The organism is Erythrobacter sp. 3-20A1M, from assembly GCF_018636735.1.
In the GTDB taxonomy this organism is placed as follows: Bacteria; Pseudomonadota; Alphaproteobacteria; order Sphingomonadales; family Sphingomonadaceae; genus Alteriqipengyuania.
Window position 1 is genome coordinate 1,065,519 of the sequence record NZ_CP045200.1, and the last position, 11,582, is coordinate 1,077,100.

An 11,582-nucleotide genomic window follows, 5' to 3' on the forward strand; every position below is an offset into this window, starting at 1 on the left:
CGGAGTCCGGCAGGACTCATGATGAGCGCCGAGACCTGCAAGGATCCCCATGGCTACGCGTGCACTTTCGCCCCAATCCGCCGCCGACGTTCGCGCGGCCTTCCGTCGCAGCCTGCGCCGCGCGGCGCAGATGACGGGCGCGGGGGCATTGTTCTGCGCGATGCTGTTCCTCGGGCTCGCATTGCTCAGCTACACCCAGACCGATCCGAGCCCCTCAACCGCGGCCGCCGCCGGCAACGTCTCCAACTGGATGGGCGGCGCTGGCGCTTGGGCGTCGGAACGCGTCCTGTTTCTGTTCGGCATCACCGGCGCGCTGTTGCTGCCGCTGCTCTATGTCGGCGCGCGCAAGCTGTGGCGCGATGTCGAGGAAGAAGACCGCGACACCGAAACGCGCTGGTGGCGCCCGGTGCTCACACTGGTCGCGGGCATGGCGCTGCTGTCGATCGTGCTGTCGCTCGCCTTCGATGGGCCGGGCGGTTCGCTCCCCGCCGGGCTCGGCGGCATCACGGGGCTGTTGGGGGCAAAGGCCACCGCGGCGATCGCCACGCGAGTGGCGGGCGGTGCGGCCGGCTGGGTGATCCTGGCCGTGGCGCTGCTGGCGTTGGGCGGCGGGCTGGCGCTGGTGACGCGCGTCTTCGCGATCGACTGGCGCGGGCTGCTGACCCTGCCGCTGTTCCTCCATCGCCGGGCGCTCGACCGGGCCGCGAGCGATCCGGGCGAGAGCAAACCCCGCATGCCGCGCCGTGCGAAGCGGGCCACGCCGACAACGGATAGCGAAGAAGAGCGGGACGACGCGCCCTCCCTCGCCCCCGCGCGCCGCGCACCCGAGATCGCCGCCCCTAGCGCCGCGCCGCGCAAGGCCGATCCGGCAAAGGCAGCGAAACAACGGGACATGTTCGCCAGCTTCGACCTCCCCAGCCTCGACCTGCTGGAAGAAGGCGATGGAAGCGCGGCGCCCAAGCTCGACAAGATGGCGCTGGAAAGAAACGCCCGCCTGCTGGAAACCGTGCTCGACGACTTCAACGTCAAGGGCGAGATCACCGCGGTCCGCACCGGACCCGTCGTCACCATGTACGAGCTGGAGCCCGCGCCCGGCATCAAGGCCAGCCGCGTCATCGGCCTGGCTGAAGACATCGCCCGCAATATGAGCGCGATCAGCGCCCGCGTCTCGCCCATCCCGGGCAAGACCGTGATGGGTATCGAACTGCCCAATGCGCACCGCCAGATGGTCAATTTCAAGGAGTTGGCGAGCTGCGCCGCCTTCGCCGATGCGAAGGGTGGCCTGCCGATGATCTTGGGCAAGGATATTTCGGGCGAGCCGATCGTCACCGACCTGGCAGCGATGCCGCACCTGCTGGTCGCGGGCACCACCGGTTCGGGCAAGTCGGTCGGGCTCAACGCGATCCTGCTGTCGTTCCTCTATCGCTTCACGCCCGACGAATGCCGCCTGATCCTGATCGATCCCAAGGTGCTGGAGCTCAAGACCTACGACGATATTCCCCACCTCCTCAGCCCCGTGGTGACCGAGCCGCACAAATCGGTGCGCGCGCTCAAATGGGCGGTCGAGGAGATGGAGCGGCGCTATCGGATGATGAGCAGCATCAATTCGCGCAACCTCTCCAGCTTCAACGAGAAGGTCCGCGCGGCGGCGGCGAAGGGCAAGCCGCTGGGCCGCCGCGTCTCCACCGGCTTCGATCCGGACACCGGCGAGGAATTGTACGAGGAGGAGCAGCTCGATTACCAGCCGCTACCCTTGATCGTGCTGATCGTGGACGAGCTGGCCGACCTCATGGTGACGGTGGGCAAGGAGATCGAGGTGCTTATCCAGCGCCTCTCTCAGAAAAGCCGCGCGGCTGGCATCCACCTGATCATGGCGACGCAGCGCCCCTCGGTCGATGTCATTACCGGCGTAATCAAGGCGAACCTGCCGACCCGCATCAGCTTCAAGGTGACGAGCCGGATCGACGCGCGCACCATCCTGGGCGAACAGGGTGCCGAGCAGCTGCTGGGCAAGGGCGATATGCTGTACAAGCCCAATACCGGCGCAATGATCCGCGTCCACGGCCCGTTCGTTTCCGACGAAGAGGTCGAGCGGGTTGCCGATCATTGGCGCGGCCAGGGCAAGCCCGAATATGTCGATGCCGTCACCGAAGAACCTGAGGACGGCGGTTTCGGCTTCGACGACGAGCTGACCGCGAGCGACGATCCGGAAGAGCGCAAGTACCGCCAGGCATGCCAGATCGTGTTCGAGAACCAAAAGGCGAGCGGATCGTGGCTCCAGCGGCAGATGGGCGTGGGCTACAACACCGCCGCCAAGTGGATCGAGCGGATGGAGGGCGAAGGGCTGGTCGGTGCGGCCGATCACGTCGGCCGCCGCGAGATTTTCCGCGACCGGGACGGCAGTCCGCTCTGACGGTTCACCTGCCAGCATGAGCGGCAGCCGCGACTTCACCTTTCAAGAGATCGGCATGGCGGGCGCCGGTGCGGGCGACATTACGCGCGCGGTGCCGCTGGAGGTGCCGGTGGCGTTCGAATTCGCCGGTCTCGCCTACGCGGTGATGATGGCGACACCGACCGAGCTGGAGGATTTCGCGCTCGGCTTCGCCCTGTCCGAGGGGTTGGTCGAGACGCCGGATGAGCTGGGAGAGATTACGGTCGCGCAGATCGATGGCGGTGTGATCGTGCGGGCCGACTTGCCGCCGACCCGTGCCGAGCCGCTGCGAGACCGGGTCCGGCTGCGCGTGACCGAGGGCAGTTGCGGACTATGCGGCTTGCAAAGCATCGAGGACGTGCTGCGACCTCTCCCTCCCCTCACCGCCAGACCACTAGCCAACCCAGAGGCACTAATCGCAGCCTTGGGTGCGTTGCGCAAACACCAGCCCCTATCGCGCGAAACGGGGGCGGTGCATGCCGCCGCCTTCGCCGATGCCGAAGGGACGATCCTCGCCGCGCGCGAGGATGTCGGGCGGCACAATGCGCTCGACAAGCTGGTCGGCCATTGCGCGCAGGTTGGGCTCGACATGGCGGATGGCTTCGTCATCCTGAGCGCGCGCTGCTCCTACGAGTTGGTGGAGAAGACCGTTCGGGCCGGGTGCCCTTTGCTGGTGACCATCTCCGCCCCGACCAGCCTCGCGGTGGACCGCGCTCGCAGCGCCGGACTGACCCTGGTTGCGCTCGCCCGCGACGACACCGCGCTGGTGGCGCACGATCCGCACGGCCTGTTCGCATGAATATGCTCGGCGCGGTGCTTGCGGGTGGCCGGGCGAGCCGCTTCGGCAGCGACAAGGCACTCGCCCGGTTGAACGGACAGACGCTGCTCGGTCATGCCGTCACTGCGCTCGCGATACAGTGTGAGCGCGTGGTGGTCGTCGGGCGAGAGATGGCCGACATTGCGTCCACGCCCGACTATCCGGGTCCCGGAATGGGGCCACTGGGCGGCATCGCCGGATCGCTGCGATACGCGCGCGAGCATGGCTTCGCCTGCGTGCTGACCTGTGGCGTCGACGCGCCGGGCCTGCCTGAAAACCTACGCAACATGCTCGCCCCGGCTCCTGCCTACCTCGCCAGCCAGCCGGTGATCGGATGCTGGCCGGTCGAGGCGCTCGAAGCGGTCGAGGCGATCCTCGCAGGCGACGGGAAGCACTCGATGCGCGCATTGGCTCAGGCGTGCGGGGCGCGCGCTGTGGAGGGCGAAGTACCCGCCAATATCAACACCCGCGCCGATCTCGCGGCGCTGCAGGGCGATTGACCTCAACTGCCGAGTGTTGCTTCGCCCGTCACCGCGACGCCATCGCCGTGGGTGACGATCAACCGTGCCGCATCCCCGTCGATCGCCGCGCCCAACGTCAGATCCTCCCCTACGAAGCTGGGCGAGACGGCGCGGAAGGCGAATTCGGCAATCCGGCGCCCCCGGGCGATTGTCTCGAGATACTCGAAGAGTTTCGTCGCCAGCAGCGGACCATGGACCACGCAGTCACGATAGCCCTCGACCGACCGCGCATAATCCGCATCGTAATGGATTCGGTGCGAATTGAAGGTCAGCGCGCTGTAGCGGAACAGCTCGACCGGTCCGGGGGTGAACCCTGCGGTGTGCCTGGCTGCGAATTCGGGTTCCGGCGCGCGGCGCACGGCGAGGTCCGGGCTACGATGCGCCTCGCGATAGACGAGGTCCTGTTCCTCCACGATCAGGGGGGCGTCCTGACCCTCCGCCCGGATCGAATGTTCGACGGTGCAGAAGGCCATGTCGCCCGAGCGACCGCGCTTCGCCACAGCCTTCGTCAACCGGGACGTCCGCACCAGCGCCATGCCGGTGGTCAGCGGCGCTTCGAACCGGATACGGCTGCCCGCCCACATGCGACGCGGGAGCGAAATCGCGGGCAGCATGCCCTCCGCCTCGCGCACCGGATGTCCGTCCACCCCCAGCCGCGACTCGCGCGCATCGGGGCGGAACAGGACGAAATGCGCCAGCGGCGGGGGCGTATCGCTCTCCTCCCAGTCGCGATCGAGCAAAGCGGCGAGCCGCCGCATCCGCTCGGGGTCGACCTGGTCCCAGGTGGTTTCTTCGCGGCCGATGTGGCGCTCCAGGATTTCCTCGTCGGTCATACTTCCGGAACTAGCCCCCGCGATGGGTGAAGACCAGCATGGGCTTGGCGGAGGCCGCGCAAGGCCTACATCGGGCACTCCAACCGCCGAGGCTTCCCTACCCATGACACCGATCGAAGACGACCACGCCGCGCTGGCCGCCGCTTGCGAGCCGGGCGTCGCGCTGTGTACCATCGTCGGGATCGAGGGCAGCTTCTCGCGCCGCATCGGTGCACAGCTCGCCATCCGGCCGGACGGGAGCGTCACCGGCAGCCTCGCCGATGGATGCCTGGAGCGTCAGCTGGCCAGCGATATCGCCGCTATGCCCCGGCACGATGTGCGCCGCTACGGCCATGGCTCGCCGCAGATCGACTTTCGCCTGCCATGCGGGGGCGGGCTCGATATACTGCTCGATCCGGCGCCCGATCGCGACGCCTGTCGGGCGGTGCTGGCCAAGCTCGAGCAACGCGAGCCGGCGAACCTGACCCTGCCCGCCAACGATCTTTTGTCGCAGCGCGCATATCAGCCCGCCCTGCGCGTGCGCGGCTATGGCGAGGACCCTGAGCTTGGCGCGCTCGAAACACTGTCGGCTGCGTGCGGCATCGGCTTCGAGCGGGTCGAGACCGGCTCGCTGTCGCTCGGGCAGATGCCCGACCTGCCGCCGCCCGACCACAGGACCGCGACGGTGCTGCTATTCCACGATCACGAGTGGGAGGTACCGCTCCTGTGCCACGCGGTGACCGGGCCGGGCTTCTATATCGGGGCCCAGGGCGGCGCGACGGCGCGGGGAGCTCGCGAGGAGAAGCTGAGGCTGGCCGGAGTGGGCGAGGCCGAGATCAAGCGCATCCACGGGCCCATCGGGATCATTCCGGGATCACGGACGCCGCGCACTCTGGCGCTGTCCATCCTGGGCGAGATCGTGGGAGAATACGAAGCGCTCCATCCGCATGGATGAGCGTCCCCGTATCCTTATGGTGTTGCTGGCGGCTGGTGCCGCGCGGCGCTTCGGAGGTGGCAAGCTGGATGCGTCGGTCGCAGGCAGGCCGCTCGGCGCATGGGCGGCGTCAGCCTTGCAGCAGTTACCGGCGACGGGGCGGCTGATCGTCGTTCCTCCAGCCGCGCCAGCCTTCGTCGCGGATCTTGCGGGGTGGGACCTCGCCGTAAATCCGGCGGCCGAGCGAGGGATCGGCGGGTCGATCGCCGTCGCCGCCCGCCATGCCGCCACGCACGGATTCGACCGGATGGTGATCGCACTGGCGGATATGCCGCTGGTCCCGTCCGAGCACCTTATTGCCCTTGCGGATGGGGACGCCATTGCCTTCACCCGCTACCCCGATGGCCGACCGGGTGTTCCCGCGGCTTTCCCGGCGCGCTGTTTCGCGGCGCTTTCCCAACTCTCGGCTGGTGGCGCGGCCCAGCACGACTGGGGCGAGGAGATCGAACTGGTCGAGTCGCCGGAGCCGGAGGCGCTGTGCGATGTCGATGTTTCCGCCGATCTAGCGCCCGTCGAGTGCCTCTTGCTCGAAAGGATGCGGCGGACGTCCCCTTAGTAGGCGTTCTGGTGAATCAGCACGCGCACGGTCCGCAGCAGGATCGCAAGGTCCAGCCAGATCGACCATTGGGTGGAATAGGCAAGGTCGGCGCGCAGACGGTGTGTCAGGTCTTCCTTGCGCTCCGTGGCACCGCGATAACCTTGCACTTGGGCGAGGCCGGTAATGCCCGGCTTGATCGCGTGGCGCAGGAAATAGCGGTTGTCGATTTCCCAGAACAACAGCTCTTGCGCGCGGCTCTGCACCGCATGAGGGCGAGGCCCGACCAGGCTCATATCGCCCAGCAACACGTTGATGAGCTGGGGAATTTCGTCGATGCTGGTCTTGCGGATGAAACGTCCGATCGTGGTGATTCGGTCGTCGTCTCGCCCGGTGGATCGCGCGCCGTCTCCGTCGCAGCTTTCGACCCGCATGCTGCGAAACTTGAAGATTTCGAACATATGGTTGTGCTGGCCGATCCGCTTCTGGCGGAAGATTACGGGGCCAGGACTGTCCAGCCGGATCAGCAGCGCGACGATGGCCATCGGAATGGCCAGTGCTATCAGAATCGGCACCGTGATCGCGAGATCGAGCGCACGCTTCATCGCGCGGTTGCGCAGGCTGAGGGGTCCCTTGCTGACCAGCACCACCGGATAACCGGGAGCCAGCGAGGAATATTGCATGCCGAGATTGCCGAATTCGGGAACCAGTATGCCGCCATCGCGCCCCAGCCCCTTGAGCACGACCGACCACCTCTCGCGCCGCTCGGGCGGGCACGACACGATGATCTGATCGGTGTGGGAGAGTATGGCGGCGATCCGCGCGAGCATCACCGGATCGCTGCACGAAGGCGCAAGGTCCGTCGATCCGCAGTCGAGCAGCGTATAGCCCGGCGGGGCGTCGCGCAGGTCCGTTCCATCGACGACGTAAACGCGGGAAATAATCGGACGGGCCAGAACGCGATGAACGACCACGTTGATCGCCGCGCGTCCCGCCAGAACGAGAATGAGAGCCATCGCCAGACCTGCCCAGGCGGCTCGCGGTGGCATGGGCACGCTTTGCTGGATCGCGCCGACCACCAACATACCGAGCAGCAGGGTGAGGGCGATGCCCTTGAACGCCCGCGACCAGCTCACATGCAGGGCGACCAGCGCCTCGTGCGAATAGGCCCCGGCGAAAAGGCCGCAAGTGACGTAAATCGGTACCGTGAAGGCGAGGGGCAACCACAAGGTCGCAGCGTGCAAACCCTGCGATAGCGCGGCGGCGAGAAACATGCCCGCGGACAGCGCGACCAAATCGGTGACAGCCATCACGGTGTAGAGCAGGAAGCGCAATTTCGCGGAATTACGCAGATTCGAAGGTCGATAACCCGCAACCGGCTCTGGAGAGGGATCGGCTTTGTCGACGCTTAGATACATGATGGAGCCTTCCACCTCCGTCGATTTACGCTGCGTGGCAACGGTGCTTCCTGCTCAAAAACGAGCAGTTTTCGTCCTATCCTCGGTTGTCGGTATTGGCTAACGCTGCGTTGCTTCGGTCTCAAAGCGGAACAGGCTGCCCGGCAATCTTAACATTCCCTAAGCTTATTCATAGACCCCATATCGCAACGCAGCGATTCCGGTTTCGCGACTCGCTAGCGGTTTTACCGCGCCGAGTATTAACCCTGTATATGTTGCACGAATACCCACGCGAAAGTGGTGTGGCAGCCCATTGATCGTGTTAACGCTCGGCCGTCGGCAAATCCGAAAAGGGCACAGCTATGTGTCGCGTCGTTGACTCGCTCTTCGGTGCAAACAATGCCACAGCACACCCGATTCGGGATGTTAGGCAAGCTGGCGGTTGGTGCCGGCCAAGGGAAATGAGACCATGTTGAATCTCTCTCCGTCCGACGTAGCAGCGTCGCCCTTCCCCCACGCGGTGAAACAGGGAATCCTGCCCGATGATCTCTATCGCGAACTGCGCCGGGATTTTCCCCAGACACGTGCTTTCGCGGAGCAAGGCGAAACGAGCGGAGGCGTTGGCAGCCGGGTCGGCAAGGGAACCGGCTTCGACATCTATCGCGGCGATGCGGCCTATGCGCAGCTGATCGAAAGTTCTCCCGCTTGGAAGCGCTTCGACGCCTGGATCAATTCCCCCGAGTTCGTGCGCAAGTTCAACGAACTCTTCGGCGATCGACTGGACGCGCTCGGGTGCAAGGTGAATGTCGACCCCGAGGCTTACGACAGGGAGCGCGTAGAAGGGCGCGAGGTGTTGACGGAAACGCAGACCCTCGCCGATCGCGCCAAATCCCTCGGGCGCAAGCTGTTCAAGCACGGCGACGGCGGACGAAAGGAGGCGGTTCGGCTCTTCTCCCGCCTCGATGTCGAGAAAAGCATCGGCGGCTATGCGAAGCCACCGCATTGCGACCGCCGCAATCGACTGTGCTCCCTGATTATCTACTTCACGGACCTGGAAGAGGCGGGAACGACGGGCGGCGAACTCAATATCTACGCGCTGAAGGATGAAAAAGCGCCCCAGGATCATGCGCGGCACCCCCACCCGGAGGAGGTCGAGGTGGTCGCCACCATCGTACCAAAGGAAAATCTCGGTGTGTTCTTTCCGTGCTCCAACAACAGCTATCACGGGGTGAATGCCTTGCAGAGCCAGGACGTGGAGCGCGACTTTCTCTACATCAATATTTCCACCGACAATTTCTCCGCCTGGTAGTTCGCCCATCGCCGGACTTCGGTCCGCCGTGACATCCCATGCGGTGGACGGCACGCTGCCACGCCGGGCATAACGCCCTCCCCACGCCGCACAGAAAGAGGTTTCCACTACCGTGCAATTGCCCGTCTGCTTCACCCACCGGCGCTTCGGCGATTCGCGGGGATGGTTCACTGAAAGCTACAATGCGAAGGCCTTGGCCGAACAGGGGATCGAGGACCGGTTCGTCCAGGACAATCACTCCTACTCGGCGGCGCGCGGTACGCTTCGTGGAATCCATCTCCAGGCGCCGCCCTCCGCGCAGGCAAAGCTCGTCCGGTGCGTGCGCGGCGCGATCTGGGACGTGGTCGTCGATCTGCGCGCCGAGTCCCCGACATACGGGCGCTGGGAGGGTACCAACCTCGACAGCGACGAAGGTCGCCAGCTCTACGTTCCCGTGGGTTTCGGGCATGCCTTCGTCACGCTGACACCCGATTGCGAGGTGATCTACAAGGTCAGCGATTACTACGCGCCGGATTGCGAAATCGGCGTGATCTGGAACGATCGCGAGCTGGCCATCGACTGGCCGCTCGACGGCGAGCCCGAACTATCGGCAAAGGATCGCGAGCTGTCGACGCTGGCCGCATTCGACAGCCCTTTCAGCTATGACGGGCAGCCATTCGAGAAAATCCTGGGCACCGGGCCCGATTCCCAATGACGGAGGCGACACTGATCGACCAACGACGTATCCTCGTTACCGGCGGCGCGGGCTTCATCGGCTCGGCGCTGGTGCGCCACCTGATCGGCGAAACGCAGGCGGAGGTGCTGAACCTCGACAAGCTGACCTATGCCGGCAACCTCGCATCGCTGAAGGATGTGGCCGACGATCCGCGCTATCGCTTCGTCCAGGCCGATATCTGCGACGGTGAAGCGGTTGCCGCGGCCATCGAGGATTTCCGGCCCGATGCAATCATGCATCTGGCGGCGGAGAGCCATGTCGATCGCTCGATCGACGGGCCGGCGCAGTTCATCCAGACCAACATCGTCGGCACGTTCGAGATGCTGCAGGCCGCCACGCGGTACTGGAAGGGGCTGGAAGGGGCGCAGAAGGACACCTTCCGGTTCCATCATATCTCGACCGACGAGGTCTACGGTGCGCTGGGCGACGAGGGGTACTTCACCGAAAGCACGGCCTACGATCCGCGTTCGCCCTATTCGGCGTCCAAGGCGGGGTCCGATCATCTGGTCAGCGCGTGGCACCACACCCATGGCCTGCCGACGATCATCACCAATTGCTCGAACAATTACGGGCCCTACCACTTCCCGGAAAAGCTGATCCCGCTGGTCATCATTCGCGCGGTCGGGGGCGAGGCACTGCCTGTCTATGGGGATGGCAGCAACGTGCGCGACTGGCTGTTCGTCGACGACCACGCCCGCGCGCTGACGCTGGCCATGGATCGCGGCACGCCGGGCGAAACATACATGATCGGCGGTCATTCAGAGCGGACCAATCTGCAGGTGGTGCATGGCATCTGCGATGTGCTGGACAATCTTTCCCCCCGCGCCGACGGGGCCAGCTATCGCGAGCAGATCACGTTCGTGTCCGACCGCCCAGGCCACGATTTCCGCTACGCCATCGATCCGTCGAAGATCGAGCGCGAGCTTGGTTGGAAGCCTGCCGAGAACTTCGAGAGCGGGCTGCGTCGCACGGTAGAGTGGTATCTCGATAACCGCGATTGGTGGGAAGACATCCTGTCGGGCGGATATCGTGCGGAAAGGGTGGGCATTGGCGGCTGATCCGCAAGCTGTGGGGCAAACCTGGCTCGTAACCGGGGGGAGCGGGCAGGTCGGCTCCGCCCTGCGCGAACTCGCCCCGGCTGCTTCGGTCCAAATTTGCGCGCCGGACCGTTCCGAACTGGACCTTGCGCAGCCGGGCGATGTCGACGAACTCCTTCGCCGGACCAATGCCGAACTGATCGTCAATTGCGGCGCCTACACCGCCGTCGATGCCGCGGAGGGCGAGGAGGACCTCGCCCGGCGCATCAACGCGGATGCCCCGGGCGTACTCGCGCAGGCGGCGGCGAGCGCGGGAATCGGTATGGTCCACATCTCGACCGACTATGTCTTCGACGGCGAATTGACCGGGCGCGCCTATCGTGAGGAGGACGATGTCGGTCCGACCGGCGCATATGGCCGCACCAAGCTGGCGGGGGAACAAGCCGTTCTGGCCAGCGCCTGTCGCAGCGTGATCTTGCGTACCGCCTGGGTGGTAAGCCCGTTCGGAAAGAACTTCGTGAAGACCATGCTGCGACTCGCGGAAGAGCGGGATGAATTGCGCGTGGTCGCTGACCAGTTCGGCAATCCGACATCCGCGCATGATATCGCCCGCGCCATTCTGACGGTTGGGAAGCGGCTGGCGGGCGACGCCGATTCGCCGACCGGAGTCTATCATTTCACCAACTCCGGTTCGACGAGCTGGCATGGGCTGGCCCGGCATGTTGTGGACCGGGCGACCCGGTCCACGGGCAGGACGGTCACCGTCGAGCCTATCGCCACTTCGGACTATCCCACGCCCGCGAAACGCCCGGCCAATTCACGGCTGGATACCGGGAAATTCGCTAGGGACTTCGGCTTTTCTCCGACCCCTTGGGAAGAAGCGGTAGATGACATCGTGGATCGTTTGACCGCCGACTGACCGCTCGACACCGAAGTGATCGAACTCGGCCACGACCGGATTCGATTACCTTCGGGCCCCGACGGGCATCGAAATCGAGGGAGCCGGCGGACTAT

At 65.4% G+C, this 11,582-nt stretch carries 11 protein-coding genes; 9 read left to right on the forward strand and 2 right to left on the reverse strand.

What is annotated here, in order from left to right; translation table 11 throughout:
- Positions 1 to 49: 49 nt before the first annotated feature.
- From F7D01_RS05290 to F7D01_RS05300, 3 genes are read left to right on the forward strand one after another with little or no spacing between them, the layout of a single operon-like run.
- A complete protein-coding gene (locus F7D01_RS05290) occupies positions 50 to 2,413 on the forward strand; it encodes a DNA translocase FtsK 4TM domain-containing protein (RefSeq protein ID WP_215229168.1) in 2,364 nt (787 codons plus the stop codon).
- 16 nt (positions 2,414 to 2,429) lie between these two features.
- Positions 2,430 to 3,230, forward strand: a complete 801-nt coding sequence (gene fdhD / locus F7D01_RS05295) for a formate dehydrogenase accessory sulfurtransferase FdhD (protein WP_215229169.1) — start codon at positions 2,430 to 2,432, stop codon at positions 3,228 to 3,230.
- Positions 3,227 to 3,748, forward strand: coding sequence for a molybdenum cofactor guanylyltransferase (locus F7D01_RS05300; protein WP_215229170.1), 522 nt, complete (start codon positions 3,227 to 3,229; stop codon positions 3,746 to 3,748). The genes fdhD and F7D01_RS05300 overlap by 4 nt, the downstream gene beginning before the upstream one ends.
- Before the next feature lie 2 nt (positions 3,749 to 3,750).
- On the opposite strand, the gene F7D01_RS05305 is transcribed toward F7D01_RS05300, so the two are convergent.
- On the reverse strand, positions 3,751 to 4,602 hold the full coding sequence (locus tag F7D01_RS05305; RefSeq protein WP_215229171.1) for a MaoC family dehydratase N-terminal domain-containing protein: 852 nt from the start codon (positions 4,600 to 4,602) through the stop codon (positions 3,751 to 3,753).
- 103 nt (positions 4,603 to 4,705) lie between these two features.
- Here F7D01_RS05305 and F7D01_RS05310 point away from each other — a divergent pair, with 103 nt between their 5' ends.
- Positions 4,706 to 5,536 carry an XdhC family protein gene (locus F7D01_RS05310; protein WP_215229172.1) on the forward strand — a complete coding sequence of 277 codons (831 nt, stop codon included), beginning with the start codon at positions 4,706 to 4,708 and terminating at the stop codon, positions 5,534 to 5,536.
- Entirely contained in the window at positions 5,529 to 6,131 is a 603-nt protein-coding gene (locus F7D01_RS05315; protein WP_215229173.1) for an NTP transferase domain-containing protein, read from the forward strand. Before F7D01_RS05310 ends, F7D01_RS05315 begins: the two co-directional genes overlap by 8 nt.
- On the opposite strand, the gene F7D01_RS05320 is transcribed toward F7D01_RS05315, so the two are convergent.
- Complete coding sequence (locus tag F7D01_RS05320; protein WP_215229174.1) at positions 6,128 to 7,420, reverse strand: exopolysaccharide biosynthesis polyprenyl glycosylphosphotransferase; 1,293 nt, start codon at positions 7,418 to 7,420, stop codon at positions 6,128 to 6,130. The two genes, F7D01_RS05315 and F7D01_RS05320, sit on opposite strands and share 4 nt — an antisense overlap.
- 556 nt (positions 7,421 to 7,976) lie before the next feature.
- Here F7D01_RS05320 and F7D01_RS05325 point away from each other — a divergent pair.
- From F7D01_RS05325 to rfbD, 4 genes are all read left to right on the forward strand, one after another.
- Complete coding sequence (locus F7D01_RS05325; RefSeq protein ID WP_215229175.1) at positions 7,977 to 8,816, forward strand: 2OG-Fe(II) oxygenase; 840 nt, start codon at positions 7,977 to 7,979, stop codon at positions 8,814 to 8,816.
- A gap of 112 nt (positions 8,817 to 8,928) precedes the next feature.
- On the forward strand, positions 8,929 to 9,510 hold the full coding sequence (rfbC, locus tag F7D01_RS05330) for a dTDP-4-dehydrorhamnose 3,5-epimerase (RefSeq protein WP_371819686.1): 582 nt from the start codon (positions 8,929 to 8,931) through the stop codon (positions 9,508 to 9,510).
- Positions 9,507 to 10,589, forward strand: a complete 1,083-nt coding sequence (gene rfbB / locus F7D01_RS05335; RefSeq protein ID WP_215229176.1) for a dTDP-glucose 4,6-dehydratase — start codon at positions 9,507 to 9,509, stop codon at positions 10,587 to 10,589. The genes rfbC and rfbB overlap by 4 nt, the downstream gene beginning before the upstream one ends.
- Positions 10,579 to 11,487, forward strand: coding sequence for a dTDP-4-dehydrorhamnose reductase (gene rfbD, locus F7D01_RS05340; RefSeq protein WP_251567079.1), 909 nt, complete (start codon positions 10,579 to 10,581; stop codon positions 11,485 to 11,487). Before rfbB ends, rfbD begins: the two co-directional genes overlap by 11 nt.
- Positions 11,488 to 11,582 lie beyond the last annotated feature (95 nt).

What these genes read in the sequence shown, in the direction of transcription:
- F7D01_RS05290 (WP_215229168.1), top strand. Translation starts at nt 50, where the DNA reads ATGGCTACGCGTGCACTTTCGCCCCAATCCGCCGCCGACGTTCGCGCG.
- fdhD (WP_215229169.1), top strand. Translation starts at nt 2,430, where the DNA reads ATGAGCGGCAGCCGCGACTTCACCTTTCAAGAGATCGGCATGGCGGGC.
- F7D01_RS05300 (WP_215229170.1), top strand. Translation starts at nt 3,227, where the DNA reads ATGAATATGCTCGGCGCGGTGCTTGCGGGTGGCCGGGCGAGCCGCTTC.
- F7D01_RS05305 (WP_215229171.1), bottom strand. Translation starts at nt 4,602, where the DNA reads ATGACCGACGAGGAAATCCTGGAGCGCCACATCGGCCGCGAAGAAACC.
- F7D01_RS05310 (WP_215229172.1), top strand. Translation starts at nt 4,706, where the DNA reads ATGACACCGATCGAAGACGACCACGCCGCGCTGGCCGCCGCTTGCGAG.
- F7D01_RS05315 (WP_215229173.1), top strand. Translation starts at nt 5,529, where the DNA reads ATGGATGAGCGTCCCCGTATCCTTATGGTGTTGCTGGCGGCTGGTGCC.
- F7D01_RS05320 (WP_215229174.1), bottom strand. Translation starts at nt 7,420, where the DNA reads ATGGCTGTCACCGATTTGGTCGCGCTGTCCGCGGGCATGTTTCTCGCC.
- F7D01_RS05325 (WP_215229175.1), top strand. Translation starts at nt 7,977, where the DNA reads ATGTTGAATCTCTCTCCGTCCGACGTAGCAGCGTCGCCCTTCCCCCAC.
- rfbB (WP_215229176.1), top strand. Translation starts at nt 9,507, where the DNA reads ATGACGGAGGCGACACTGATCGACCAACGACGTATCCTCGTTACCGGC.